Source organism: Actinomycetospora straminea (assembly GCF_028737255.1).
In the GTDB taxonomy this organism is placed as follows: domain Bacteria; phylum Actinomycetota; class Actinomycetes; order Mycobacteriales; family Pseudonocardiaceae; genus Actinomycetospora; species Actinomycetospora straminea.
The window spans coordinates 30,640-53,716 of record NZ_JAQZAN010000014.1 but is presented as its reverse complement, the minus strand read 5'-3'; the positions used below and the strand labels follow the sequence as shown (position 1 = coordinate 53,716).

General features: G+C 76.3%; 21 protein-coding genes, 1 tRNA gene and 1 other RNA gene. 10 read left to right on the top strand and 13 right to left on the bottom strand.

The features are described 5' to 3' along the window. Positions 1-6 precede the first annotated feature (6 nt). From PH190_RS19000 to PH190_RS18990, 3 genes are all read left to right on the top strand, one after another. Positions 7-666, top strand: a complete 660-nt coding sequence (locus PH190_RS19000) for an RNA polymerase sigma factor (RefSeq protein WP_274233099.1) — start codon at positions 7-9, stop codon at positions 664-666. Then, complete coding sequence (locus tag PH190_RS18995) at positions 663-1,466, top strand: zf-HC2 domain-containing protein (RefSeq protein WP_274233098.1); 804 nt, start codon at positions 663-665, stop codon at positions 1,464-1,466. Before PH190_RS19000 ends, PH190_RS18995 begins: the two co-directional genes overlap by 4 nt. Before the next feature lie 196 nt (positions 1,467-1,662). Beyond that, positions 1,663-3,399 (top strand): ATP-dependent DNA ligase, encoded by a 1,737-nt coding sequence (locus PH190_RS18990; protein WP_274233097.1) that lies wholly within the window; start codon positions 1,663-1,665, stop codon positions 3,397-3,399. 95 nt (positions 3,400-3,494) lie between these two features. On the opposite strand, the gene PH190_RS18985 is transcribed toward PH190_RS18990, so the two are convergent. Next, positions 3,495-3,761, bottom strand: a complete 267-nt coding sequence (locus PH190_RS18985) for a hypothetical protein (RefSeq protein WP_274233096.1) — start codon at positions 3,759-3,761, stop codon at positions 3,495-3,497. Between the two features lie 230 nt (positions 3,762-3,991). Between PH190_RS18985 and PH190_RS18980 the strand changes: the two genes are divergently transcribed. Then, complete coding sequence (locus PH190_RS18980) at positions 3,992-4,771, top strand: hypothetical protein (protein WP_274233095.1); 780 nt, start codon at positions 3,992-3,994, stop codon at positions 4,769-4,771. A gap of 3 nt (positions 4,772-4,774) precedes the next feature. On the opposite strand, the gene tatB is transcribed toward PH190_RS18980, so the two are convergent. Genes tatB through PH190_RS18955 form a run of 5 tightly spaced genes read right to left on the bottom strand, consistent with a single transcriptional unit; the run spans position 4,775 to position 9,311 of the window. Next, complete coding sequence (gene tatB, locus PH190_RS18975; protein ID WP_274233094.1) at positions 4,775-5,077, bottom strand: Sec-independent protein translocase protein TatB; 303 nt, start codon at positions 5,075-5,077, stop codon at positions 4,775-4,777. Further along, positions 5,074-5,985, bottom strand: a complete 912-nt coding sequence (gene tatC, locus PH190_RS18970) for a twin-arginine translocase subunit TatC (RefSeq protein WP_274233093.1) — start codon at positions 5,983-5,985, stop codon at positions 5,074-5,076. The genes tatB and tatC overlap by 4 nt, the downstream gene beginning before the upstream one ends. A 4-nt stretch (positions 5,986-5,989) precedes the next feature. Then, a complete protein-coding gene (gene tatA, locus PH190_RS18965) occupies positions 5,990-6,244 on the bottom strand; it encodes a Sec-independent protein translocase subunit TatA (RefSeq protein ID WP_274233092.1) in 255 nt (84 codons plus the stop codon). Positions 6,245-6,301: 57 nt separating this feature from the next. Then, complete coding sequence (locus PH190_RS18960; protein WP_274233091.1) at positions 6,302-6,778, bottom strand: (2Fe-2S)-binding protein; 477 nt, start codon at positions 6,776-6,778, stop codon at positions 6,302-6,304. 10 nt (positions 6,779-6,788) lie between these two features. Further along, positions 6,789-9,311 carry a molybdopterin cofactor-binding domain-containing protein gene (locus tag PH190_RS18955; RefSeq protein ID WP_274233090.1) on the bottom strand — a complete coding sequence of 841 codons (2,523 nt, stop codon included), beginning with the start codon at positions 9,309-9,311 and terminating at the stop codon, positions 6,789-6,791. A gap of 239 nt (positions 9,312-9,550) precedes the next feature. Between PH190_RS18955 and PH190_RS18950 the strand changes: the two genes are divergently transcribed. Together PH190_RS18950 and PH190_RS18945 are read left to right on the top strand one after the other, a co-directional pair. Next, positions 9,551-10,864, top strand: a complete 1,314-nt coding sequence (locus PH190_RS18950; protein WP_274233089.1) for a Gfo/Idh/MocA family protein — start codon at positions 9,551-9,553, stop codon at positions 10,862-10,864. Continuing rightward, a complete protein-coding gene (locus tag PH190_RS18945; RefSeq protein WP_274233088.1) occupies positions 10,861-11,757 on the top strand; it encodes a TIGR03619 family F420-dependent LLM class oxidoreductase in 897 nt (298 codons plus the stop codon). Before PH190_RS18950 ends, PH190_RS18945 begins: the two co-directional genes overlap by 4 nt. A 4-nt stretch (positions 11,758-11,761) precedes the next feature. Here PH190_RS18945 and PH190_RS18940 read toward each other — a convergent pair whose 3' ends face one another. From PH190_RS18940 to PH190_RS18930, 3 genes are read right to left on the bottom strand one after another with little or no spacing between them, the layout of a single operon-like run. After that, entirely contained in the window at positions 11,762-12,907 is a 1,146-nt protein-coding gene (locus tag PH190_RS18940; protein WP_274233087.1) for an ROK family transcriptional regulator, read from the bottom strand. A gap of 45 nt (positions 12,908-12,952) precedes the next feature. Then, entirely contained in the window at positions 12,953-13,966 is a 1,014-nt protein-coding gene (locus tag PH190_RS18935) for a Gfo/Idh/MocA family protein (RefSeq protein ID WP_274233086.1), read from the bottom strand. Between the two features lie 26 nt (positions 13,967-13,992). After that, positions 13,993-14,814, bottom strand: coding sequence for an LmeA family phospholipid-binding protein (locus tag PH190_RS18930; protein ID WP_274233085.1), 822 nt, complete (start codon positions 14,812-14,814; stop codon positions 13,993-13,995). Positions 14,815-15,025: 211 nt separating this feature from the next. Here PH190_RS18930 and PH190_RS18925 point away from each other — a divergent pair, with 211 nt between their 5' ends. After that, the gene (locus PH190_RS18925) at positions 15,026-16,174 is read left to right on the top strand and encodes a hypothetical protein (protein ID WP_274233084.1); all 1,149 of its coding nucleotides are present in this window, start codon (positions 15,026-15,028) and stop codon (positions 16,172-16,174) included. Positions 16,175-16,243: 69 nt separating this feature from the next. On the opposite strand, the gene PH190_RS18920 is transcribed toward PH190_RS18925, so the two are convergent. Beyond that, positions 16,244-16,332, bottom strand: a tRNA-Ser gene (locus PH190_RS18920). A gap of 86 nt (positions 16,333-16,418) precedes the next feature. Here PH190_RS18920 and ffs point away from each other — a divergent pair. Both ffs and PH190_RS18910 read left to right on the top strand, forming a co-directional pair. Beyond that, positions 16,419-16,513, top strand: an RNA gene (gene ffs / locus PH190_RS18915) — signal recognition particle sRNA small type. 70 nt (positions 16,514-16,583) lie between these two features. Further along, a complete protein-coding gene (locus PH190_RS18910; RefSeq protein WP_274233083.1) occupies positions 16,584-18,788 on the top strand; it encodes a DNA polymerase III subunit gamma and tau in 2,205 nt (734 codons plus the stop codon). On the opposite strand, the gene PH190_RS18905 is transcribed toward PH190_RS18910, so the two are convergent. The 3 genes from PH190_RS18905 to PH190_RS18895 all read right to left on the bottom strand — a co-directional run bounded on the left by PH190_RS18905 (position 18,785) and on the right by PH190_RS18895 (position 22,670). Beyond that, the gene (locus PH190_RS18905) at positions 18,785-19,651 is read right to left on the bottom strand and encodes a DMT family protein (RefSeq protein ID WP_274233082.1); all 867 of its coding nucleotides are present in this window, start codon (positions 19,649-19,651) and stop codon (positions 18,785-18,787) included. The genes PH190_RS18910 and PH190_RS18905 overlap by 4 nt on opposite strands. Before the next feature lie 4 nt (positions 19,652-19,655). After that, the gene (locus tag PH190_RS18900) at positions 19,656-20,762 is read right to left on the bottom strand and encodes an MGDG synthase family glycosyltransferase (protein ID WP_274233081.1); all 1,107 of its coding nucleotides are present in this window, start codon (positions 20,760-20,762) and stop codon (positions 19,656-19,658) included. A gap of 84 nt (positions 20,763-20,846) precedes the next feature. Beyond that, entirely contained in the window at positions 20,847-22,670 is a 1,824-nt protein-coding gene (locus PH190_RS18895; protein WP_274233080.1) for a S9 family peptidase, read from the bottom strand. Between the two features lie 51 nt (positions 22,671-22,721). Here PH190_RS18895 and PH190_RS18890 point away from each other — a divergent pair, with 51 nt between their 5' ends. Further along, the gene (locus PH190_RS18890; protein ID WP_274233079.1) at positions 22,722-23,075 is read left to right on the top strand and encodes a YbaB/EbfC family nucleoid-associated protein; all 354 of its coding nucleotides are present in this window, start codon (positions 22,722-22,724) and stop codon (positions 23,073-23,075) included. Positions 23,076-23,077 lie beyond the last annotated feature (2 nt).

Here is a 23,077-nt window from a genome sequence, read left to right as displayed (position 1 = left end):
GGCCGCGTGGCCCTGCCCGTGATGCCGGCGGACACCGCACCAGCCGCGGAGGAGGCCGAGCCCGACACCGACGGCCCGGCGAGCCTCGACGCCGCCGTGGTCGCCCGCCTGGCCGGGCGGGAGCAGGCGGCGCTCGACGAGCTCTACCAGCGCTACGGGCGCCCGGCGTACTCGCTCGCGCGGCGGATCTGCGGCGACGACGGGCTGGCGGAGGATGTCGTCCAGGAGGTGTTCCTCGCGCTGTGGCGCGACCCCGCCCGCTTCGACCCGTCGCGCGGCACGGTCGCGGGCTGGCTCATGACGCTCGTGCACCACAAGGCCGTCGACGCCGTGCGCCGCGAGGCCACCCGGCGCCGCCACCACCCGACCACCGGCGAGCCGGACGAGGGCGTCCCCGCGGGCGGTCCGTCGGCGGCGCGGCAGGCGCTGGGCGCGGTGATCGGCGAGCAGGTGCGCGCCGCGCTGCACCGGCTGCCGACCGAGCAGCGCACCGCCCTGGGCCTCGCCTACTACGGCGGCTACTCGCAGCGCGAGGTCGCGAGCCTCACCGGCGTCCCGATCGGCACGGTCAAGTCGCGCATGTTCGCCGGGGTCGCGCGGCTGCGCGTGCTGCTCGGGCCGGTGCTGGGCGCGTCGGCGGCCGACGCGCTCGGGGATCTGGCGTGAGCACCTGCGACCTGCACGCCGACGCCGTCGGTGCCGCGTTCTCCGCGCTCGAGCCCGAGGAGGATCTGGCGTTCCGGGCCCACCTCGCGCACTGCGCGGCCTGCCGCCGGACCCTCGCCGCGGCGGCGGAGATCGTCGCCGCCCTCGGGGCCGCGGTGCCGCAGACCGACCCGCCGCCCGCGCTGCGCGGCCGGCTCCTCGAGACCGTCCGGGCCGAGCGCGGGCGCGAGCCCTCGCCCCCCACCGTGCCTCCCAGCGCGCCCCCGTCCACCCCGGCGCCGGCCCGCCGCCCGGTCCTCGCCACGGCCGGCGCGCTCGTCGCCGCCGTCGTGCTGGGGCTCGTCCTCGTCGTCGCGGGTGGCGTGCTGCCCACGCGCTCGCCGGTGCCCGACACGCCGGTCACCGCGACGGAGGAGCGCGCCGACCGCGTGGTCGCCGACGCCCGCGCCGCCGACCCGGGGGTGCGCGCGACCGTCCTGCGCGGGGAGACCGGCGCCCCGGTCGCCGTCCTGCTCGACCCCGGAGACCCCACCGCCGGCGTCCGCCTCGTCGCGCTCGACCTCCCGTCGACCGGGACCGCGCGCGACTACGTCGTGTGGGCCACCGGCCTGCCCGGCAACGCGCCGGAGGCGGTGGCGGTCATGGATCCGGACGACGGCGTGACACGCCCGCTCGGCGATGCGCCGGCACCGGGTCCGGGGACACCGGCGCCCCGTGGCTGGGCGGTGTCCGTCGAGGCCAGCGGGCCCGTGCCGCCCCGGCCGTCGACGGTCGTCGCCGTCGGTCTGGTGGCGGGCTGACGCTCTCCCCGGCCGGGGTGTGACCCGCGCGCCACGCGCCGTTCCACCGTTCGTCGCTGCTCGGTGGTCCCCGGTCGCAGTTCGCGCGCGCCGCGTCCGCGACGACGGTGTCAGCGTCGCGGTGCGCGTCTACCGTGGACCGAGCCGGCGATCACCTCGCCGGCACGGCAGCGCGACGGGTCGGGGAGGGGCGCCGATGACGGACGTGGCGACCCTCGCCACCGGACTGCCGGGTGCCACCGAGGCCTCGCCCGGGCGCCCCATGCTCGCGAGCGCCGGCGACGTGCCGCGCGGCGCCGGCTGGGCGTTCGAGTTCGCGTGGGACGGGCTGCGCTGCCTCGCGCGCACGGGCCCCGACGGCCTGCGCCTCGTCACCGACGCGGGCCGCGACGTCACCTCGCACTTCCCGGAGCTCGGCGTCACCGCGCCGTGGACCAACACCGATGGCCTCGTGCTCGACGGCGTCGTGGTCGCGCTCGACGGGGTCGGGCGGCCGAGCGCGGGCAAGCTGCGCCGCCGCCACCGCGTCGCGCACCCCTCCGAGGTGCTCCAGGCCCAGGTGCCGGTGTCCTTCTACGTCTTCGACGTCCTCGAGGTGGCCGGCGCCTCGACACGCCGACTGCCCTACCGCCAGCGCCGCGAGCTGCTCGCCGAGCTCGATCTCTCCGGGAGCAGGGTCGTGATCCCGCCGTTCTTCACCGGCGTCGCCGCCGACGCCGTCGTCGACACCGCCCGGCGCTACGGGCTCGACGGCGTCGTCGCCAAGCGCCTGGAGTCGACCTACCAGGTCGGTCGCCGCTCCCGGAGCTGGATCGAGACGCCGGTGCGGCGCACCCAGGACGTCGTCGTCGGCGGCTGGGTCCCCGCGCGCGGGCGACCGGACGCGGTGGGCGCGCTGCTCGTCGGTGTGCCGGGCGAGGCGGGGCTGAGCTACTCGGGCCGCGTCGTCACCGGGGTCACCGCGGCCGCGCGCCGCGAGCTCGACGGGCTGCTCGGCGGCCTGGAGCGTTCGGTGAGCCCGTTCGCCACCCCGCTGCCCGAGGACGCGGGCGGCACGGTGCACTGGCTGGCGCCGCGGCTGGTCGGGCAGGTCGAGCACCGCCGCTGGACCGCGACCGGCCTGCTCGAGCGCCCGATCTGGCAGGGCCTGCGCTCGGCGCACCCCGCCACCGTCGCCGCGCCGGTGCTCTCCGCGCCCGTGGTCGACACCGACCTGGAGCTCGACGACCTCGAGGTCGCCGATGCGCGGACCCATGCCCGCACCCCGGCCCGGGTCGCCGACGTCGTCGCGGCCCCGTCGAGCGAGGACGTGGAGTCGGCGCTGCGGTCGCGGTTCTCGGCGCACTTCGTGCACAACACGCTCACCGCGATCGCGGCCTACGTCCGCACCGACCCGGGACGGGCCCGCGAGCTGCTCACCGAGTTCGCCGACTTCACCCGCTACTCGTTCCGGTCGGGCGGCGAGCTCACCACGGTCGGCGACGAGCTCCTCAACGCCGAGCGCTACCTCACCCTCGAGCAGGCGCGCTTCGGGCAGCGGCTGCGCGCCGAGGTCGCGGTGGCCCCGGAGGTCCGCGGCGTCCTGGTGCCGCCGTTCGTCGTGGCCCCGCTGGTGGAGAACGCGGTGCGCCACGGCATCGAGCCCGTGCCGGGCGGGGGCTCGGTGAGCGTCTTCGCGTCGGGCTCGGGCGCCGACTGCGTCATCACCGTGTCCGACGACGGCGCCGGCATGGGGCCGGAGGCCACGCGCGCGGCGTCGCAGGTCGACCGGCGCCACGGCGGCATCGCCGAGGTCTCGCGCCGGCTGCACGCGACGTTCGGCTCGCAGTGCGACGTGCACGTCGACACCCGGCCCGGGGTGGGCACGGCGGTGCGGCTGCGGATGCCCGCCGTGACCGCGGCGGAGGCGCCGAGCCGGGTCCTCGTCGGCTGACCGACGCCGAATCCCGACGCGAGACCCGACGCGAGACCCGGGCGCCGGACGGCTCGGGGCCGCCCGGAGCCCGGGGTCCCGGGGTGTCGCGGCGGTCAGTCGTCCTCGGCGTCGTCCACGATCGCGCAGGACGCGTCGGGTGCGGCGTCGCCGGGCTCGAGCAGGTCGGAGAGGATCGGGATGCTCGCGTCCAGCCCGCAGGTCTGGACGGGCAGCACGGTCAGGTCGTCGAGCAGGCTGATCCCCGTGATGTCGTCGTCGGTGGTGACGGGGTCGGCCGCGGCCAGCGGGGCGGCCGCGAACAGCCCGGCAGCGGTGAGGGCGACCGCCGCCGAGGCGGTGGCGGCAGTGCGTCGGAACATGAGGTCTCCTCGCGAACGCGTGAACGAAGGAGACCGTTCGTCGCATCTGCAGCTGCGGTGAACGGCCAGATCGGACTCAACCCGTCCGGGGGAGGCCCGGCAATCGGTGCGACGAAGGGCCACCGGAAAGCGTGGTGGCGGGTACGGCGGGACCAGCGGTGGGTGCGGCGCGACGAGCGGCAGGTCGGCCGAGGTGAGCGGCGCGGTCGGGGAAGCGTGGGAGGAGGGCCGTGGAGGCCATCGCGGTCGACTGGTCGGGCGACGCACGTGCGGCCCACCGGCGCATCCGCGTCGCGACCGCGGAGCCCGGGCGCCTCGTCGCGGTGCGCGGCGGCCTCGACCGGGACGGCGTGGCGGCCCTCCTGCGCAAGCGCGCCGCGGCGGGCCCGCTGGTGGCGGGCCTCGACTTCTCGTTCGCCCTGCCCGCCTGGTTCGCGCGCGAGCACGGGTGCGCCGACGTCGCCGCGCTCTGGGACCTCGTCGCGCGCGAGGGCGAGCGGTGGCTGCGGGAGTGCCGCCCGCCGTTCTGGGGCCGCGGCGCGACGCCGCGGCCGCCGCTCGACCCGGCGCGGCCGGGGTTCCGCGTCACCGAGGAGGCGGCGCGCGCCGACGGCCTGGACCCGCGCTCGACCTTCCAGATCGGCGGCGCCGGCGCGGTCGGCACGGGCTCTCTGCGCGGGATGCCGCACCTCGCGCGGCTGCGCGCGGCGGGGTTCGCGGTGTGGCCGTTCGACGACGCCGGCCCCGCGACGCTCGTGGAGATCTACCCGCGCGTGCACACGGGGCCGGTGGTGAAGCGCTCGGCGACCGCCCGGCGGGCGGTGGCGGGCGCCGACCCCCGCATCCCCGCGGCCCTCCTCGACGACGTCGTCGCCACCGAGGACGCGTTCGACGCCGCCCTCTCGGCGCTCGCGCTGGCCGAGCACCGCGACGAGCTGGGCGACCTGCGGGCGGCGCCGGCGGGGAGCCCCGAGGCGCTCGAGGGCGCGCTGTGGCGCCCCCGGGCGTGACCCTCAGGCGCGCGTGCGGGGACCCGGGGGTGCTGCGTCCCGCAACGCCTCCCGCACCGCCCGGCGGGGGTCCGCGGAGCGGATCTCGGCCAGCGGCTCCCGCAGCTCGTCGAGCTGGCGGCGCACCTCGGCGAGGTCCGCGGCCGTGTCGACCTGCTCCCGGACCGACGCCGCGTACCCCTTGGCCTGCGTGGCGACGCGGGCGAGCGAGCGGATGGCGCCGGGCAGGCGCTCCGGGCCGATGACGAAGAACCCGATGAGGGCGAGCAGCACGAGCTCCCCCATGCCGAGACCGAGCACGGTCACCTCCCGTCCGCGAGCGGGGAGGCGTCGGGGCGCGGCGAGGCCTCGTCGTCGGCAAGGTCCGCCCAGCCGAGGTCGCGCCGCGCGCGGCGGCGGTCGTGCAGGCGGCAGACCTGGACGGCCAGCTCGAGCAGCACGCAGAGCGCGAGGCCGAGCACCGCCATGGAGATCGGGTCGCCGCCCGGGGTCGCGATCCCGGCGAACAGGAAGGCACCGAAGATCATCCCGCGCCGCCAGCTCGCCAACCGCCGGTAGGAGACGACGCCGACGCGGTTGAGCATGACGACGACCAGCGGGGTCAGGAAGCCGACGCCGAAGACGACCATCAGCGAGAGCACCAGCGAGTAGTACTCGTCGCCGCGCAGCGCCGTCGTCTGCACCGAGTTGCCGATGCCGAGCAGGAAGCGGAGCGCCTGGGCCACGACGAGGTAGGCCACGACCGCCCCGCCGGCGAACAGCAGCGAGGCCGTGCCGGTGAAGACCACGGCGCCGCGGCGCTCGTGCCGGCGCAGCCCGGGCGTCACGAACGCCCAGAGCTGCCCGAGCCAGCCCGGCGCGGACAGGACCACGCCGGCCGTCGCCGCGACCTTGACCCGCAGCAGGAACTGGTCGAACGGGCCGGTCGCGAGCAGGCGGCAGTCGGTGCCGTTCAGCCCGGCCCGCGCCGACGGGGGCAGCGAGCAGTAGGGCTCGATGAGCAGCGCGCCGAGGCTCGGGACACCGAGCACCCCGTGCTCGTACCAGACGAAGCCGGCCACGGTCCCGACCGCGAGCGCGACCAGCGCCCACGCCAGCCGGCGGCGCAGCTCGAGGAGGTGGTCGAGGACCGACATCGTCGCCTCGGGGTCGCGCCGTCGCCGGCCGGGCCACCACCGCAGCCGCTGCGCCCAGGGGCGCGTCAGGGTGGTCACGCGCTCAGACCGTGGTGCCGTTCGTGGTGCGGGTCGGCGGCGCGGTCACCGTCGCGCCCTCCACGGCCGCGGGCGCGGCGTCCTCGACCTTCGTGGCGCCGGTCCTGTCGTCCTCCGCCAGCGCCGAGGTCTCGGCCTTGAAGATGCGCAGCGACCGGCCGATCCCGCGGGCGGCGTCGGGCAGGCGCTTCGCGCCGAACAGCAGCAGCAGGACGACGAGGATGATCAGCCAGTGGGACGGGCTCAGTGCTCCGGTCATGACGGGTCCTTCCGGTGGGGAGACGGCGTGGGGAGAGGGCGTGGGGAGGAGCCGGGCTCACATGTTCTCGGCGCCCTGCTTGATGGCCTCGCGGATGCGGGCGTAGGTGCCGCAGGCGCACATGTTGCGGATCTCGTCGATGTCGTCGTCGGTGACCGACCCGCCCTCGGCCTTGACCTTCCTGACCAGGTCGACGGCGGCCATGATCTGGCCGGGCTGGCAGTAGCCGCACTGGGGCACGTCCCGGTCGATCCACGCCTCCTGCATCGGGTGCAGGTCGGCGCCGACGGTGTCGGGCAGGCCCTCGATCGTCGTGATCTCGTCCGTGGGCCGGATCCGGCCCACCGGCACGGAGCAGGGGTTGAAGGCGCGGCCGTTGATGTGGCTCGTGCAGGCCTTGCAGACGTTGATGCCGCAGCCGTACTTCGGGCCGTTGATCTTCAACAGATCACGCAGCACCCAGAGCAGGCGGACGTCGTCCTCGACGTCCACCGTCACCTGACGGCCGTTGACGGACAGGGTGCGGGGAGGCATGGGGGGCTCCTCAGCTCGCGGGGTTGAACGCCGGGCCGGCCGCGGACGGCGCGGGGTACGCCTCCAGGCCGTCCGTGGGCGAGGGGGGCAGCGGCGGGACGAAGTCCTTGACCTCGAACGGGACGTCCTTGGTGTGGCCGATGGGGAAGCTGGTCGGCATCTCCCCGACGGCGCGGGCGTAGGCGCAGGCCACGGCGGCCGTCGCCGCGCCCACGGCCAGCTCGCCGGCGCCGCCGGGGCGGTCGCCGCTCGGCGGCATGACGATCACGTCGATCTCCGGCGGCGCGTTCCAGTGCCGGGTGTAGCGGTAGTCGTCCCAGCTGCCCTCGAGGAAGTTCCCGTCGCGCAGGTGCAGGCTGCCGGTGAAGACGTGGGCGATGCCGGTCATCACCCCGCCCTCCATCTGCGCCTTGAGACCCAGCGGGTTGATGGGCAGGCCGACGTCGACCGCGACGGTCACCTTGCGCACCCGCGGTCCCGTCGTCGCGCCGGGGATCTCCCGCTCGGCGGTGGCGGGCCGGGTGTCGACCTCGGCGAGCACGGCGACCGAGCCCTTGTACTCGTTGTGGACGACGACGCCCTGCGCGACGCCCTCGGGCAGGTCCTCGCCCCAGCCGCCCTGGTCGCGGACGGCCTCCAGCACGGCCTTCGCGCGCTCGTCCTCGACGCGGTCGCGCCGGAACTCGAGGCGGTCCTCGCCGAGCCGCTCGGCGAGCTGGTCGACGACGAGCTCCTGGGCGGGCCGGAAGTCCTGGTTGTTGAGGTTGCGGACGCTGCCCGTGGCGAAGCGGTCGAAGTCGAAGATCTCGTTGTAGCCCAGCGCGATGGCGCCGAGGTCGTACGGGACGCTCGCGGTCAGCAGGAAGACCGTCTGCGAGAGCGTGAGCTCGTTGGCGAACGGGAGCTTCGCGGCCTGGGACGTGATCATGTCGCCGAACGACTCGGTGTAGTCGGTGGCGACGCTGGTGTGGCGCTGCTCGAAGCTGACGACCTCGCCGGCGGTCGGGCTGTAGGTGGCCCGCACCCGGGAGATGCACATCGGGTGGACGCGCCCGGCCCGGCACTCGTCGGCCCGGTGCCACATGAGCCGCACCGGCTTGCCGACCTTCTTCGACACCCGCGCGGCGTCCAGGGCGGCGTCGCTGAACAGCCGGCGGCCGAAGGCCCCGCCGCCCCGCGGGACGTGCACGGTGACCTGGCTCTGGGGCAGGTCCAGCACCTGGGCGAGCTGGGTCTGGGTGACGATCGGGATCTGGCTGGGCGTCCAGACCTCCGCCTCGCCGTCGCGGACGTCGGCGATGGCGACGTTGGGCTCCATGGCGGCGTTGCTGCGCCAGTAGAAGACGAACTCCTGGTCGATCGTCTCCACCGCCCCGACGCCGTCGAGGACGTCGCCCACGGGCTCGGTGACGAGCGGGAGCCGCCCGCCCACCTCGTCCACCGGCCCCGGCGAGGGCAGGTTGGCGGGGGCGTCGGCCGCCCGCAGCTGCTCGAGGATCGAGGCGTCGGACTCGCCGTCGACGTTGCCGCGGCCCCAGGTGATGTCCAGGGCGTTCACGGCGTCGATGCACTGCCCGAACGTGCGCGCCCGCACCGCCACCGCGGACGACGTGGTGCCGCGACCGGGCTCGGCGTCGGTGGAGATCTCCACGACGTCGGTGACCCCGGGCATGCCCCTGACCTGCGCGAGGTTGTTGACCGACTCGACCGTGCCCTTGATCGTCGGCGGCCGGGCGATCATGGTCGGCAGCGCGTCGGGGACGTCGAGGTCCATCGTGTACTTCTTGCGCCCGGTGACCGCGGCGACGACGTCGTCGCGGCGCTGCCCCTTGCCGATGATCTCGAACTCGTCGACGGCCTTGAGCTCGGTGACCGCCTCGCGGGTCACCTCGTTCGCCGCGGCCGCGGCCAGCTCCGCGAACGGGATGCTCGAGCCGCCGGTGGACAGCACCCGGCCCGCGGTGGTGCGGAGGTTCTCGGCCTCGTCGCCGAGGATCGTCGCCGCCGCCTCGACCAGCCGCCCGCGGGCGAGCGCCGCGGCGACCCGGACCGGCGTGTAGATCGAGATGACGGAGGCCGAGCCCTGGGTCTGCTGGTTGAACAGCAGCTCCGGTCGCGCGTCGGCGAGGTCGACGGTGACGTCGGAGACGTCGATGCCCATCTCCTCGGCGATGAGCATCGCCGCCGTCGTGGTGATGCCCTGCCCGCTCTCGGCCCGCGGGATGGTGAACGAGACCGTCCCGTCGGAGTTCACGACGACCGTGATGAGGTTCGCGGTCGGGCGGGTGGAGTCCAGCAGGAGGTCGGACAGGTCGTAGACCTCCGACACCTCCGGCGCGGGCGAGGGCAGCGCCTCGGCGGAGAGGAGCGAGTCGCCGGTCAGCTTCGCGCCGACCGCGAGCGTCGGGGCGGCGATGAGGTAGCCGAGGAACCGGCGCCGGTGCATGCCGGTCGGGGGGCCCGTCGTCGCGGATCTCTTGTTCGCGATCGGACGACGTGGTGGCCGGGGCGCGGTGTGGTGCTTGCCGGGCATGAAGGAGGTCCCTTCGGGCGAGCCGGGAGAGACCGTCCGCCGGAGTGGTGGGGAGCTGACAGGACCAATGTTCAGGTCACGGGAACGTAACGAACGCCGATCGGACGTTCGAAACGTGGTGTTGCTCGCACCGCCGAGCGGGGGCATGGCTGCGGTCACCGGCTGTCTCGGGTCGCCCGTCCGGGGGCAAGATGAGGGGCCGGGGGGAGCACAGGACGGTTCCGGCGGGAGGAGCGAGGGTGAGCCTCGGGGCAGGTCCGGTCCGCGTCGGCATCGTCGGGGCCGGCAGCCGGGGCCGCCTGCACGCCCGGCACGTCCACCGCGCCGGCGGGCGGGTCGCGGCGATCGCGGAGCCGCACGCGGGGCGGCGCGACCGGATCGCCGACGCGCACGACGTCCCCGCCGCGGCGCGGTACGCGGACTGGGCCGACCTCGCGGAGCGCGGGGCCGACCGGCTCGACGTCGTCGTGATCGCCACGCAGGACCACGACCACGTCGAGCCCGCCGTCGCCTTCGCGCAGCGCGGGGTGCACCTGCTCTGCGAGAAGCCGGTCGCCACCGACGAGCCCGGCGCGCGGCGCGTCGCCGACGCGGTCCGCCGGGCGGGCGTGCAGTTCACGGTCTGCCACCCGCTGCGCTACGCCCCCTCCACGCGCGCGCTCGTGGCCGCGCTGCGGGCCGGGCGCGTCGGCGACGTCGTGTCCGTCCAGCACCTCGAGCCGGTCGGCGCCTGGCACTTCGCCCACTCCTACGTCCGCGGGCCGTGGCGGCGCGAGGAGACGGCGTCGTCGCTGCTGCTCGCCAAGTGCTCGCACGACATCGACCTGCTGACCCACCTCGTCGGCGACCGCCCCGCGCGCCTGTCCTCCTTCGGGCGGCTGAGCCACTTCCGCCCCGAGCACCGGCCGGCGGACGCCGCCGCACGCTGCCTGGACTGCCCGGTCGAGCCGACCTGCCCGTTCTCCGCGCCGCGGCTCTACCGCTCGTGCCTCGGCGACCCCGACTGGGAGGAGCAGCTGCTCAGCGCCGTCACCGAGGCCCCGACGCCCGCGGCCCTCGACGCCGCGCTGCGCGACGGGCCCTACGGTCGCTGCGTCTACGGCGGCGACAACGACGTCGTCGACCACCAGGTCGTCGCGTTCGAGTTCGCGAACGGGGTCAGCGCGACGCACACCGTCACCGCGTTCACCGAGCCCGCCTCCCGCCAGACGCGCGTCTTCGGGACGCACGGCTCGGTCGAGGTCGACGGCGCCGTGCTGCGCTTCCACGACTTCCGCGCCCACCCCCGGACCACGGTGGAGACGCTGACCACCGGCGACGGGCGGGCCCCGCACCAGCAGGGCGACGAGGAGCTCGTCCGGGCGTTCCTGCACGCCGTCGCGCACGACGACCCGGACGCCAACCTCACCGGCCTGGACGAGGCGCTCGCGAGCCACCGCATCGTCTGGGCCGCCGAGCGGTCGCGGCGCTCGGGCCAGACCGTGCGGATGACGTGGGACGGGGAGGGCGCGGACGGCGCCGTGTCGGCGTCCCCGGTGCGGGCCTGCGGATGAGGATCGGGATCACCGTCCCCAACTTCGGGCCGGCCGCGACGGCGGACTCGCTGCGGGCGTGGGCGGCGGTCGTCGAGGACGCGGGGTTCGACTTCCTCATGGTCGGCGACCACGTCGCCGCGACCCCGGACGTCACCGCCGCCTATCCCGGCCCGTTCTGGGAGCCGCTGACGCTGCTCGGCTACCTCGCGGGCGTCACGCGTCGTGTCGAGCTGGGCACCACGGTGCTCGTCGTCCCCTACCGCGAGCCCCTGCTCACCGCGCGCAGCCTGGCGGGCCTCGACCAGCTCAGCGACGGGCGGCTGATCGTCGGCGTCGGGGTCGGCTGGGCCGCCGACGAGTTCGCCGCGCTCGGCCTCGACCCGCACCGGCGCGGCGAGGTCACCGACGAGTACCTGCGCGCACTGCTCGCACTGTGGTCCGACGACGTCGTCAGCTTCCACGGCCGCCACGTCGCCTTCACCGACGTCGACAGCCGCCCGCGGCCCCGGCGGCGCCCGCACCCGCCGGTCTGGGTCGGGGGCAACGGCACGGCCGCGCGTCGCCGGGCGGTGGAGCTCGGGCAGGCCTGGCACCCGCTGCGGGTGCCGGTCGGCTGGCTGCGCACCACCGGGGCGCCGGGGCTGCGGAGCGCCGCCGAGGACGCCGGGCGCCCGCTGCCCGCGCTCGCCCCGCGCATCGTCCTGCACCCCACCGCGGAGCGGCGCCCCGACGAGGACCGCCTGCTCGGGGAGGGCCGCCCCGACCAGATCCGCGCGGACCTCGACGAGCTGCGCGCGCTCGGCGCCACCCACGTCCTGCTCGACACCCACCGCGACGCCGACACGGCCGCGCGCGACGACCACGCCGCCCAGCGAGCGCTGGTCGAGGACGCGGCGGGGTGGCTCGCCTGATCACCTACCGCCGTCCGGACAGCAGGCCCTCCCACGCGCGGTGCCGGGCCTCGGCCAGCGCGCCCCACAGCGGCGCGGTCTCCCCGAGCGCGCCGGCGACCACCGGCACCGGGCGCGGGGCCAGCTCCGCGACCGTGGCCTCGACGTGCGGCCGCAGCCCCGGGGTGAGGCCGACCGGGCCGCCGAGCACGAGCAGGGCCGGGTCCACCGTCGCGCACACCGCCACCGCGGCCTCGCCGAGCGTGCGGCCGGCGGCGGCGAGGGCCGGGTCGTCGCCCGCCGCCTCGGGCGCATCGTCGGGGGCGTCGGCCGGCGGCGTGAGCCCGTGGGCCGCCATCGCCTCGCCGAACCGGAAGCGCCCGGTGCCCTCGCCGAGCGGGAGGTAGCCGATCTCGCCGGCGAGCCCGCGGGCGCCGCGGATCAGCACCCCGTCGAGCACGAGGCCCAGGCCGACGCTGTGCCGCTCGCCGACGTAGAGGTAGGCGAACGTCGCCGCGCCGACGGCGGCGCCGTGGTCGCGCTCGGCGAGCGCCGCGAAGTTCACGTCGTTGTCGAGCACCACCATCGATCGGTCGACCCCGCGCACGTCGTCGACGCCGACGACGCCGGCGGGGAACGCCGACTCGCGCAGCTCGACCACCCGGCCGGTGGCGGGGTCGACGGGGTTCGCGATCGACACGGCCACCGACCGCACCGGGCGGCCCTCGGCGCTCCAGCGTCCGCCGACCGTGGCGAGCACGTCGTCGAGGCGCGGCGCGACGATGCCGTCGTCGGGCGGGTCGTGGTCGAGGTGCTCGAGGCGCCGGCCGGCGAGGTCGGCGACCGCGGTGCGCACGACGCGACGGTTGATCTCGACGGCGATGACCACGCCGGCGCCGGGCGCGAGGTCGTAGAGCGTGGCGACCGCCCCCGGCACCCCGGAGCGCGGGCCGACGGGCACGAGCACCGCGTCGACCTCGAGACGCCGCACGGCCTCGCTGATCGCGGGCGGCGAGATGCCGGTGCGCCGCGACAGCTCGGCGCGGGTCAGCGGGCCGAACTCGGCGGCGAGCTCGTCGAGGATCGCGCGTTCGGTGGTCGCGCGGCGCAGCCCGCTGTGCGGCGACGTGCTCCGCGCGCTCGCCGCCGTCCCGCGCTCACGGTCCGTCATGCCACCTCCCACCATCCGGGAGGGAAAGGGTAGAGGGGGAGCGCCTCACACGGCGGTGTCGTCCTCGCGGAAGACGATGCCGATCTGGTCGGCGGCCTCCGCGAGCACGCCCTGGACGGCGAGGGTGTCGTCGAGGGGCATGACGGTGCTCTCGGTGGCCCCGGAGCGCAGACACTCCGTGACCTCGAGCAGCTCGTGGTAGTAGCCGGCCCCGGTCGCGGGCAGCTCGATCCGCTCGCCCGGGTCGTTCGTGTCGTGGTGGAGCACGATCGTGCTCGGGTGGTGGAAGCGCGGGAGGACGTCGATCCAGCCCGTCGTGCCGAACACCCGCGCCTGGCCCGGCGAGGGGCTGTGGAACGACGTGTGCAGCGTGGCGTAGCGGCCGTCCTGGAACCCCAGCAGCATCGCCCCGTCGGCGTCGACGCCCGTGGTCTCCCGCGACGCGACGGCGGTGACGCGGTCCGGCGTGCCCAGCACCATCTGCGCGAACGACACCGGGTACACGCCGAGGTCCAGCAGCGCACCTCCGCCGAGCTCGGGGGCGAAGAGCCGGTCGGTGGGGTCGACGTCGCGGACGGTGCCGAGGTCGGCCTGCACCGAGCGGGGCTCGCCGATGGCGCCCTCGGCGATCAGCTCGCGCAGGCGCACGACGGCGGGCTGGAAGCGCGTCCACATCGCCTCCATCGCGAACACACCGCTCGTGCGTGCGGTGTCGACCACCCGCCACGCCCCGGCGAGCGTCGCGGTGAACGCCTTCTCGACGAGCACCGCCTTGCCGGCCTCGAGGCAGGCGACCGCGAAGGCGGCGTGCTGCGGGTGCGGGGTCGCGACGTACACGACGTCGACGTCCGGGTCGTCCACCAGCGCGCGGTAGCTGCCGTGGGCGCGCACCTGGGCGCCGCCGTTCGCGTCCGCGAAGGCCCGGGCCCGCTCCTCCGAGCGCGACCCGACGGCCGCGAGCGTGGCCCCCTCGACCAGGGCGAGGTCCTCGGCGACCTTCGCGGCGATGCGGCCGGGGCCGGCGATGCCCCATCGGATGGCGGCCCCGTTGTCTGGCATGGCGCTCACTGTGTCAGCGTGCGGTGTCACGACCCCGGGCGGGCCAGCAGGTCGACGTCCCGCGCGGTCCCCGACACGACGAGCTCGCCGCCCTCGGCGCGCAGCTCGGTCGCGGTGATCGCGAACGGGAGCTGGCCGGGGTCGACGCTCGTCGAGAACCCGGAGAGCTGACGGCGCAGCGCGGCCGCCGCCACCTGCCCCGCAGGATCGTTGCTGCCCTCGCCGCCCTCGGCGCGGATGTCGCGGGCCTGCAGGGTGATCCGCCCGCCCGAGAGGCGGAAGGTCGCCACGACCGAGACCTGGACCTGCTGGCCGCCGATCGTCCGCGTCGAGTTCAGGCGCACCGCCTGGGCGGGATCGACGTCGGCCAGTGCGCTGCTGCTGCCCGACGCGCCGGAGTCGTCGGCCGCGGCGTCGGCGCGCAGGGCCTCGAGGTCGGCCTCGGTGAGCGGCTCGATCGTCAGGTCCCCGACGTCGAGCAGACGGGCGAGGTCGGTCGGGTTCACCCGCGCCGACGCCACGACCTGCTCGGCCGGGATCTCGGGGACCTGCCCGTTCAGCAGGCTCTCCACCGGCACCGAGACGCCCGTGAGGTCCGCGGTCAGCGTGATGTCGCGCAGCTCGCCGTACGGGATGTGTGGCGCCGAGAGCCCGACGTCCTCGAACTGGCCGGACAGCGCCTGGGTGAGGAACGGGAAGCCGCGCACGTCGACGTCCGGCTCGGCGGGCAGCGACAGGGAGTCCTGCAGCGCCACGGCGACCCGGTCCTCGGCGATCCAGCGGGCGCCGAAGTCGACGCCCACGACCACCGCGACGAGCACGAGCAGGGTGACCAGGCATCCACGCACGGGGGACACCGTGTCATCAGCCGCCGCACCGCTCGCCGCCGGGCGCACCCTCCCCGGGCGGGCGGCGCACCCGCCTGGACCGGTCGGCGTGACTCCCTGGCGCGTCGCGCGCATCCCGCGTGTCGCCGCGACGCGCCGGGCACCACCCGGCGATCCGGCCGCCCCCGACACCGCGGAGCGGCCCCAGGACAAGGAGCGAACGGGAGTGCGGATGACCTCCGAGGACTACGGGCGGACGCCACCGATGGTGTCCGATGCCGTCGCGAGCTGGTTCGACGACGTGTTCCGCATCTATGGCGAGATGATCGACTCGCAGCGCCGCCTCGCGGTCGCGCTGGTGAAGGCATCGGCGCCGGTGCTGGACGTGGGGGAGAAGGCCGGGGAGAAGGTCGCCGACGGGGCCGAGCGACTGTCGGCGACGGTGCAGGCGCGCAGGTCGGGAGGTGCCACGGCCGCGGCGCCGGTCGCCGGGACGCCCGAGCCCGTCGATCCCGCCGAGGCCGTCGTGCCGGTCGTGGTGCCGGAGCTCGGCGACCGGGCCGGGGACGAGGACGCCGAGACCGATCGTGCGTGGGTGGACGCGCCCGTCGACGTGGCCGGGCTCGGGGACGCCGGGGCCGGTGACGTCGGTGATGCCGAGGACCTCGTGCTCGACGACGTCGAGGGGCTCGAGGACGCCGGGGTCGAGGGCGGGCCCGGCGAGACCGTCCTCGGCGACGCGGACCTCGCGCGCGAGGGCGGCGTCGAGGACGGCGTGGTCGAGATGGACCTCGACGAGGCCGACGTCGTCGACACCGAGCGGGACGAGATCGAGGCCGGCGCGAGCGACGACGTCGAGGGTGCCGACAGCGAGGGTGCCGACAGCGAGGGTGCCGACAGCGAGGGTGCCGACAGCGAGGGCGCCGCCGTCGAGGGTGGCGTGCTCGAGGTCGATGCCGGGGTCGATGCCGGGGTCGATGCCGGGGTCGAGGTCGGCGGGACCGTCGACGCCGAGGACGACGAGACGGGCGGCGCCGCGGCGGAGACGGGCGCGGACACGGGCGCGGACCCGGGCGCGGACCCGGGCGCGGAGACCGGCGAGGTGATCGCGGCCCTCGACATCGGCCCGGATGCCTCGGCCGACGCCGAGGACTCCGGGGACTCCGGGGACTCCGGGGACTCCGGGGACTCCGGGACCGAGGCCGTCGCGACCGTCGACGCCGCCAGCGCCGAGGCCACCGATCGCCGGGAGCGCCGCCGCGCGAGCGGGACGCGCAAGAGCTCGGGGTCGTCGGGGGCCTCACGGCCCGCGCGCCGCACGTCCGGCACCAAGGGCACGAGCAGCCGGTCCGGCTCGTCGACCACCGGGACCGCGCGCTGACACCGCGGCCCCGACACACCGATGCCGGCCGGCCCTCGAGGGGTCGGCCGGCATCGGTGCTGGTCAGCGTGGCGGAGGATACGGGATTCGAACCCGTGAGGGGTGTTGCCCCAACACGATTTCCAATCGTGCGCCTTAGGCCGCTCGGCCAATCCTCCGCGGGAGACGATACAGCTCCCCCCGGTGTGTCCCGGGGGTCGGGGCGGGGGGCACGGAGGGGCTGGCCGTCTTCGATACACTGGCGCACGGACCCCGCGCGGCGTCCATCCTGTGAACTCCCCCAGGGCCGGAAGGCAGCAAGGGTCAGCGGGCTCTGGCGGGTGCGCGGGGTCCCCTTCCCTCTCGGCGTGCTCCCCTGTCTCTGTGGGACCGGCGTCCGGTCGTCGGACCCTCCGCGTAGCCTCGCCGTGTGGCTCTGGCGCTCTACCGCAGGTACCGGCCGGCGACGTTCGCCGATCTCGTCGGGCAGGACCACGTCACCGAGCCGTTGCGCACGGCGCTGGCGGCGGGACGCATCAACCACGCGTACCTCTTCTCCGGGCCTCGGGGCTGCGGCAAGACGTCGAGCGCGCGCATCCTCGCCCGCTCGCTGAACTGCGAGCGCGGCCCGACGCCCGAGCCGTGCGGGGTGTGCGAGTCGTGCATCGCGCTCGCCCCCAACGGGCCGGGCTCGCTCGACGTCACCGAGATGGACGCGGCCAGCCACAACGGCGTCGACGACGCCCGCGAGCTGCGCGACCGCGCCCACTTCGCGCCGGTGAGCTCCCGCTACCGCGTCTTCATCATCGACGAGGCGCACATGGTGACGACGGCGGCGTTCAACGCGCTGCTCAAGGTCGTCGAGGAGCCTCCCGACCACCTCATCTTCATCTTCGCCACCACCGAGCCGGACAAGGTGCTCACCACCATCCGCTCGCGCACCCACCACTACCCCTTCCGCCTGCTGCCGCCGAGCACGCTGCGCGGGCTGCTCGAGCGCATCTGCACCGAGGAGGGCGTCACCGTCGAGCCGGCGGTCTACCCGCTCGTCGTCCGCGCGGGCGGGGGCTCGGCGCGCGACTCGCTCTCGGTGCTCGACCAGCTGCTCGCGGGCGCGGACGACGCCGGCGTCACCTACGCGCACGCCGTCGGGCTGCTCGGGGTCACCGACGTCGCGATCCTCGACGACGTCGTCGACGCGCTCGGTGCCCAGGACGGGCCCGCAGTGTTCGGGGCGGTCGACCGGCTCGTCGAGGCCGGGCACGACCCCCGACGCTTCGCCGCCGACCTCCTGCAGCGCCTGCGCGACCTCATCCTCGTCCAGGCCGTCCCCGACGCCGGGGAGCGCGGGCTGGTCGACGTGCCCGCCGACGAGATGGAGCGGATGGTCGACCAGGCCCAGCGCCTCGGTCCCGCCGCGCTCGCCCGGTACGCCGAGCTCGTGCACACCGCGCTCACCGAGATGCGGGGCGCGACGGCCCCGCGCCTGCTGCTCGAGCTGGTCTGCGCGCGGATGCTGCTGCCCGCGGCGTCGTCCGAGGACGCGGCGATGGTCCAGCGCCTCGAGGGCGTCGAGCGGCGCCTGGCGCTGGGCGCGTCGGGAGCGCCTGCCGCCGGAGCGCCGGGTGACGACGCCCCCGCCCGCTTCAGCCGCCCCTCGCAGCGCAGCGAGGGATCGGACGACGGCGAGGGCGCGCCCCGGCCCGAGCGTGCCCCCGACCGTGCCGGCGACCTCGACGCCACCGTCGCCCCGCCCACCGACCGCCCGACGGCCACCGTCGCCAGCACCGACGACCCCCCGCGCGACGTGCCCCGCCGCGAGCCGCAGCGTCCCGGACCGCAGCGTCCCGAGCCGCCGCGCCGGGAGCAGCCTGCGCCGCAGCGCAGCGAGCCCGCTCGTCCGGAGCCGTCGCGGCCGGAGCCCGCGCCGACACCCGCCGCGTCGGCCGGGCCCGGCGCCGTCGACGCCGCGGCGCTGCGCCGGGTCTGGCCGGAGGTCATGAACCAGGTCCGCGAGCGCAACAAGCCCACCCACGCGCTGCTGCAGAACGCCACGGTCACGGCGGTCGAGGGCACCACGGTCACGCTCGGTATGCCGACGCCGCCGCTCGCGCGCCAGCTCTCCCAGCCCAACCGCGCCGACCACGTGGCGGCGGCGCTCGGGGTCGTGCTGTCCGGGCAGTGGACGGTGCACGCCGTGCACGGCACGGGGGACGGCGGCGGGGGTGGCGGGGGAGGCGCGCGTCCCGAGCCCGCGCGCCGGCGCCCCGACCCGCCCCAGCGCCCGGAGCGCCCCCGCCGCGAGGACGCCCCGCCCGAGCCCGCGCGCGAGCAGGGCCGGGACCAGGGCCGCGAGCAGGGCCGCGAGCAGGGCCGCGAGCAGGGCCGCGAGCAGGGCCGGGACGGCGGGCCCCGCGAGATCCGTCGACCGAGCCGCCCCGCGCCCGGACCGTCGGACGTCCCCCCGCCGCCGGAGCCGCCGCCCGAGGACGGCGAGGTCACCGAGGAGGACATGTACAACGAGGCCGCCGCCGACCCGGGCGGCGCCGCCGGCGGCACACGGGTCGACCCGGAGGAGGCGGCGATGGAGCTGCTGACCTCGCAGCTCGGCGCCCGCCGGGTGGACGGCCGCTAGGAGGGTCCGACCGTGGTCCGGTCCCGCGCCCGCGCCGGGTCCAGCAACCGGACGCCGAGCACGGCGAGGCCCGCGGCCAGCACGATCCCGGCGGCGGTCGGGGCGTCGAGGGCCACGCGCTCGCCGAACCACACCGTCCCGATGCCCGTCGCGGTCAGGGGGTCGGCGAGCAGGATCACGGTCACCACCGGCCCCGCCCGCCGCGCCCGGGCGAGCGCTCGCTGGCTCGCGACGAAGGCCGCCGGGCCGGCCAGCACCAGCAGGAGCCCGGCGAGGACCAGCTGCGGGTCGGTGAGCGCGGCGCCGGGGTCGCGGGCCAGGTCGCGGGCGAGGACCGCCAGCAGCGAGGCGCCGAGGCCGTAGCCCACCCCGCAGGCCAGCGCGAGCCCGAGCGCTCCGGGCCGTCCGGGCCGCCGCCGCGCCCACCACAGGCCACCGGCCGCGACGGCCCCGACGCCGAGCACGCTCAGCGCGACCGGGAGTCCGGCGAGGTCGACCGGCGTGCTCGCCGCCGCCTCGACCGGCCCGAGCAGCACGACGACGAGCAGCGGGCCGAGCATCGCGAGCAGGACCCCGAGCACCGGCCCGCGCCCCGGCAGCCGCCGGGCCAGCAGTGACTCGCCGACCGTCGTCCACGCCACCGCCGTCGCCAGCAGGGCCTGGACCACGACCACCGCGCCCGACGCCAGCGCGACGGCCTGCAGCAGGCTCGCGACCACCGAGGCACCGGTCCCCGCGAGCCACCACGGCCGGCGCAGGAGCCGCGCGTCCGCCGCGCCGAGCTCGTGGGTGGCCCGCTGCTGGGCGACCACCGCCGACCCGGCCGCGGCGGCCGACCCGACGGCGAGCACCTCGGCGAGCACGAGCCTACCCCGCCGCGACCAGGTCCGGGGCACCGAGCACGTGGCGGGCCACGGCCGCCGAGGCGTCGCGCTCCTCGGTCCACCAGGGCCGCGGCGGTCGGCGGCGCCGGGGCCGCGCGCCGACCCGGTCGACGGCCTCGACGAGCTCGTCGGGACCCCGCAGCCACGGCGCGATCCCGGCGTCGTCGAGCACCGCGGCGTTCGCGCGGCCGTGCCCGGGGATCGGGCGGTAGGTGATCGCCGGCAGCCCCGCGACCAGCGCCTCGGTGCACGACAGCCCGCCCGCGTTGTGCACCAGGACGTCCGCGGCGGCCATGAGCTCGGGGACGTCGTCGCGCCACCCGAGCGTCACCACGCGCTCGCGGCCGGCGAGCCGCGCCCGCAGCTTCCCGTTGCGCCCGCAGGCGACGAGCGTCCACGCCCGCGGGTCCCGTCCGAGCGCGTCGACGGCGTGCTCGACGTCGCCCATCCCGAGCGACCCGCCGACCAGCAGGGCCACCGGCACGTCGTCGGGCACCCCCAGCTCGGCGCGCACCCGCCCGCGCGTCGCGACCGGCATGGGCCGCGAGAAGCGCGGCGCGCACAGCGGCCCGACGCTGGTCAGCGCGACGCCGTAGCGCGCGCCGTCGAGGGCGGTGGCGTCGCTGACCGTGAGGTGGTCGTCGAGGCCCGGGTGGCACCACAGGCGGTGGGCGGCGGGGTCGGTGAGGAAGGTCAGCGCCGGCACGTCGAGGAGGCCGTCGAGCCGCAGCCGGCCGAGCGTCTGGCCGGCGAGCGGGTAGGTCGCGACGACGGCGTCGACGTCGGCGGCCGCGGCCAGGACCGGCTCCTCGGCGAGCGTGATCAGCCGCCGGGTGACGACGCTCGCCGGACGCCGCGGGTGCTCGAGGTCGGTGAAGATGCGGTCGAACAGCGCGGGCGCGTGGTGCACCGAGGGGGCGTAGAGGTCGCGCAGCAGCCGGCGGCCCCACGCGGGGAGCAGGTCGGTCCAGTCGACGACGTGGGCGTCGAGGCCGCGACGGTCGAGCCTCCGGACGAGCTCGCGGGCCGCGCCGTCGTGGCCCTGGCCGATCGCCGCACTGAGCACCAGCACTCGGGGTCGCTGCAACACGCCGCCACCCCAACCCACCCACGGGGGCACCGGATGAACGCGCGGTGAGCGCCGGTGATGGATCGCGTGGCGGCTCGTGCCGCGTCACCCGAGCAGGGTGCGCCCCAGGAACGCGACGGCCCGCGGGTAGGCGTCGAGCCGGTTGACCCGCTTCGCCAGTCCGTGACCCTCGTCGTCGTAGACGACCATCTCGACCTCGACGCCGTTCGCCCGCACGGCCGCGGCCACCTGCTCGGCCTCCGACAGCGGCACCCGCGGGTCGTTGGCGCCGTGGATGACGAACAGCGGCGCGCGGACGTCGCCGATGCGGTTCAGCGGCGAGGCGCGCTCGAGGAACTCCCGGTCGCGCTCGAGCGAGCCGTACTCCCGCTCGCGGTGGGCGCGGCGGTAGGCCGAGGTGTTCTCGAGGAACGTCACGAGCGACGAGATGCCGACGATGTCGACGCCCGCCGCCCACAGCTCGGGCTGGAACGCGAGCCCTGCGAGCACCATGTAGCCGCCGTACGAGCCGCCCCACAGCGCCGCGCGGGCGGGGTCGAGACCGAGGCGGGGCAGGTAGGCGTGCAGGGCGGCGAGGTCGGCGACCGAGTCGAGGCGGCGCTCGACGTCGTCGAGGGAATACCAGCGCTTCCCGTAGCCCACCGAGCCCCGGACGTTGGGCACGAGGACGGTGTGCCCGTCGCCGACCAGGGCCTGCACGATCGCCGAGAACGAGCGCACCGACTGCCCCTCGGGCCCGCCGTGCACGATCACCACGCTCGACCCGGCCGGCTGCGCGGGGGCGTAGACGAAGCACGGCACGGTCTCGCCGTCGGGGGTCGGGACGCCGTGGCTGGTGGGGTCGACGAAGGACAGGTCGGAGAGCTGCTCCCGCGACGAGGCGAGCACGCCCGCGCGGCCGCGGCCGGCGTCGACGAGCAAGACGTCGGCGGGCGTGGCGGGGTCGGTCCAGGTGATCGCGAGGCCGGTGGAGTCCGGGGACCAGCGCGGCACGGCGAGGAAGTCGGCGACGCCGCCGCGCAGCTCGGGCGGCAGGGCGATCGCGCGCAGGAAGGTGCCGTCGACGTCGTGCACGGCGAGGCGGCTCGCGCCGTCGTCGTCGGTGACGGCGAGCAGCAGCCGGCCGTCGGGAGACAGCCGCCCGGTGACGTCGTGGGCGTCGTCGGTGATCAGGTAGGTGACCGCGCCGGTCGCGACGTCGAGCCGGGCGACGCCGAGGTGGTCGCGCCCCACGTCGGTGGTGATGACCGCCGCGGTGCCGTCGGGCAGCCACTCGGGGGCGAGGTGGCGGGCGTGCTCGTCGGCGTCGGTGAGCTCGGTGACGGTGTCGCCGGCGAGCAGCAGGACCTGCGAGCTCAGCGCCGGGCGCGCGGGCCGGGTCATCAGCGCGCGCGTGCGGTCCGGAGCGATCGCGGCGTTGCCGACCATCCCGCCGCCGTCGTAGAGCACGGTCTCGGTCCCGGCGTCGACGTCGCGGACGACGAGGTCGAAGTCGACGCCGTTGCGGCGGTTGGTGGCGTAGACGACGGTGCCGCCCGGCAGGACCTCGACCAGGCCGTGGAGGTGGTCGGGGTCGTGCACGAGCGGGGTCAGGCCGTCCTCGCCGACCGGTTCGCCCTCCTTCGCGACGGCGTCCGGGTCGAGCAGCGAGAGCTGCGCGCGCTCGTTGCCGCCGACGTCGTGGGACACGACGACCTGCCGGCGCCCCGGGAGGTAGCGCCCGCTGACCGCCCCGGGCAGCGCCGTCAGCGGCACCCGCGTGCCGTCGGGGTGCAGCTCCACGAGCTGGACGGAGCCCGACGCGTCGTGGCCCGCGAGGATGCGGCCCTCGGCGTCGACGTCGAAGGAGCGCCAGGTGGTGGCGTCGAGGAGGCGGTGCAGCAGGGTGCCGGCGTCGGTGGAGTCCATCGAGCCCAGCGTGCCCGGTCGAGCACGCGACGGCGCGGTTAGTGTGGGCACATGCAACCCGGCCAGAACCCCGAAGGCATGGACATGGGCGCCCTGCTGCAGCAGGCGCAGGCCATGCAGGAGCAGCTGATGAGCGCCCAGGCGGAGCTGGCCGAGGCCGAGGTCACCGGCCAGGCGGGCAACGGGCTGGTCACGGTCACGCAGACCGCCACCGGCGAGATCCGCTCGGTCACGATCGACCCGAAGGTCGTCGACCCGGAGGACGTCGAGACGCTGCAGGACCTGATCGTCGGCGCGATCTCCGACGCGGCCCAGGCCGCGGCGGACCTGCAGGCGGAGAAGATGGGCCCGCTCGCCGGCGGGCTCGGGGACATGGGCGGCGGGCTGGGCCTGCCCGGCCAGTAGGC

What these genes read in the sequence shown, in the direction of transcription:
- PH190_RS18990 (WP_274233097.1), top strand. Translation starts at nt 1,663, where the DNA reads ATGACGGACGTGGCGACCCTCGCCACCGGACTGCCGGGTGCCACCGAG.
- PH190_RS18985 (WP_274233096.1), bottom strand. Translation starts at nt 3,761, where the DNA reads ATGTTCCGACGCACTGCCGCCACCGCCTCGGCGGCGGTCGCCCTCACC.
- tatA (WP_274233092.1), bottom strand. Translation starts at nt 6,244, where the DNA reads ATGACCGGAGCACTGAGCCCGTCCCACTGGCTGATCATCCTCGTCGTC.
- PH190_RS18960 (WP_274233091.1), bottom strand. Translation starts at nt 6,778, where the DNA reads ATGCCTCCCCGCACCCTGTCCGTCAACGGCCGTCAGGTGACGGTGGAC.
- PH190_RS18955 (WP_274233090.1), bottom strand. Translation starts at nt 9,311, where the DNA reads ATGCCCGGCAAGCACCACACCGCGCCCCGGCCACCACGTCGTCCGATC.
- PH190_RS18945 (WP_274233088.1), top strand. Translation starts at nt 10,861, where the DNA reads ATGAGGATCGGGATCACCGTCCCCAACTTCGGGCCGGCCGCGACGGCG.
- PH190_RS18940 (WP_274233087.1), bottom strand. Translation starts at nt 12,907, where the DNA reads ATGACGGACCGTGAGCGCGGGACGGCGGCGAGCGCGCGGAGCACGTCG.
- PH190_RS18935 (WP_274233086.1), bottom strand. Translation starts at nt 13,966, where the DNA reads ATGCCAGACAACGGGGCCGCCATCCGATGGGGCATCGCCGGCCCCGGC.
- PH190_RS18925 (WP_274233084.1), top strand. Translation starts at nt 15,026, where the DNA reads ATGACCTCCGAGGACTACGGGCGGACGCCACCGATGGTGTCCGATGCC.
- PH190_RS18895 (WP_274233080.1), bottom strand. Translation starts at nt 22,670, where the DNA reads ATGGACTCCACCGACGCCGGCACCCTGCTGCACCGCCTCCTCGACGCC.
- PH190_RS18890 (WP_274233079.1), top strand. Translation starts at nt 22,722, where the DNA reads ATGCAACCCGGCCAGAACCCCGAAGGCATGGACATGGGCGCCCTGCTG.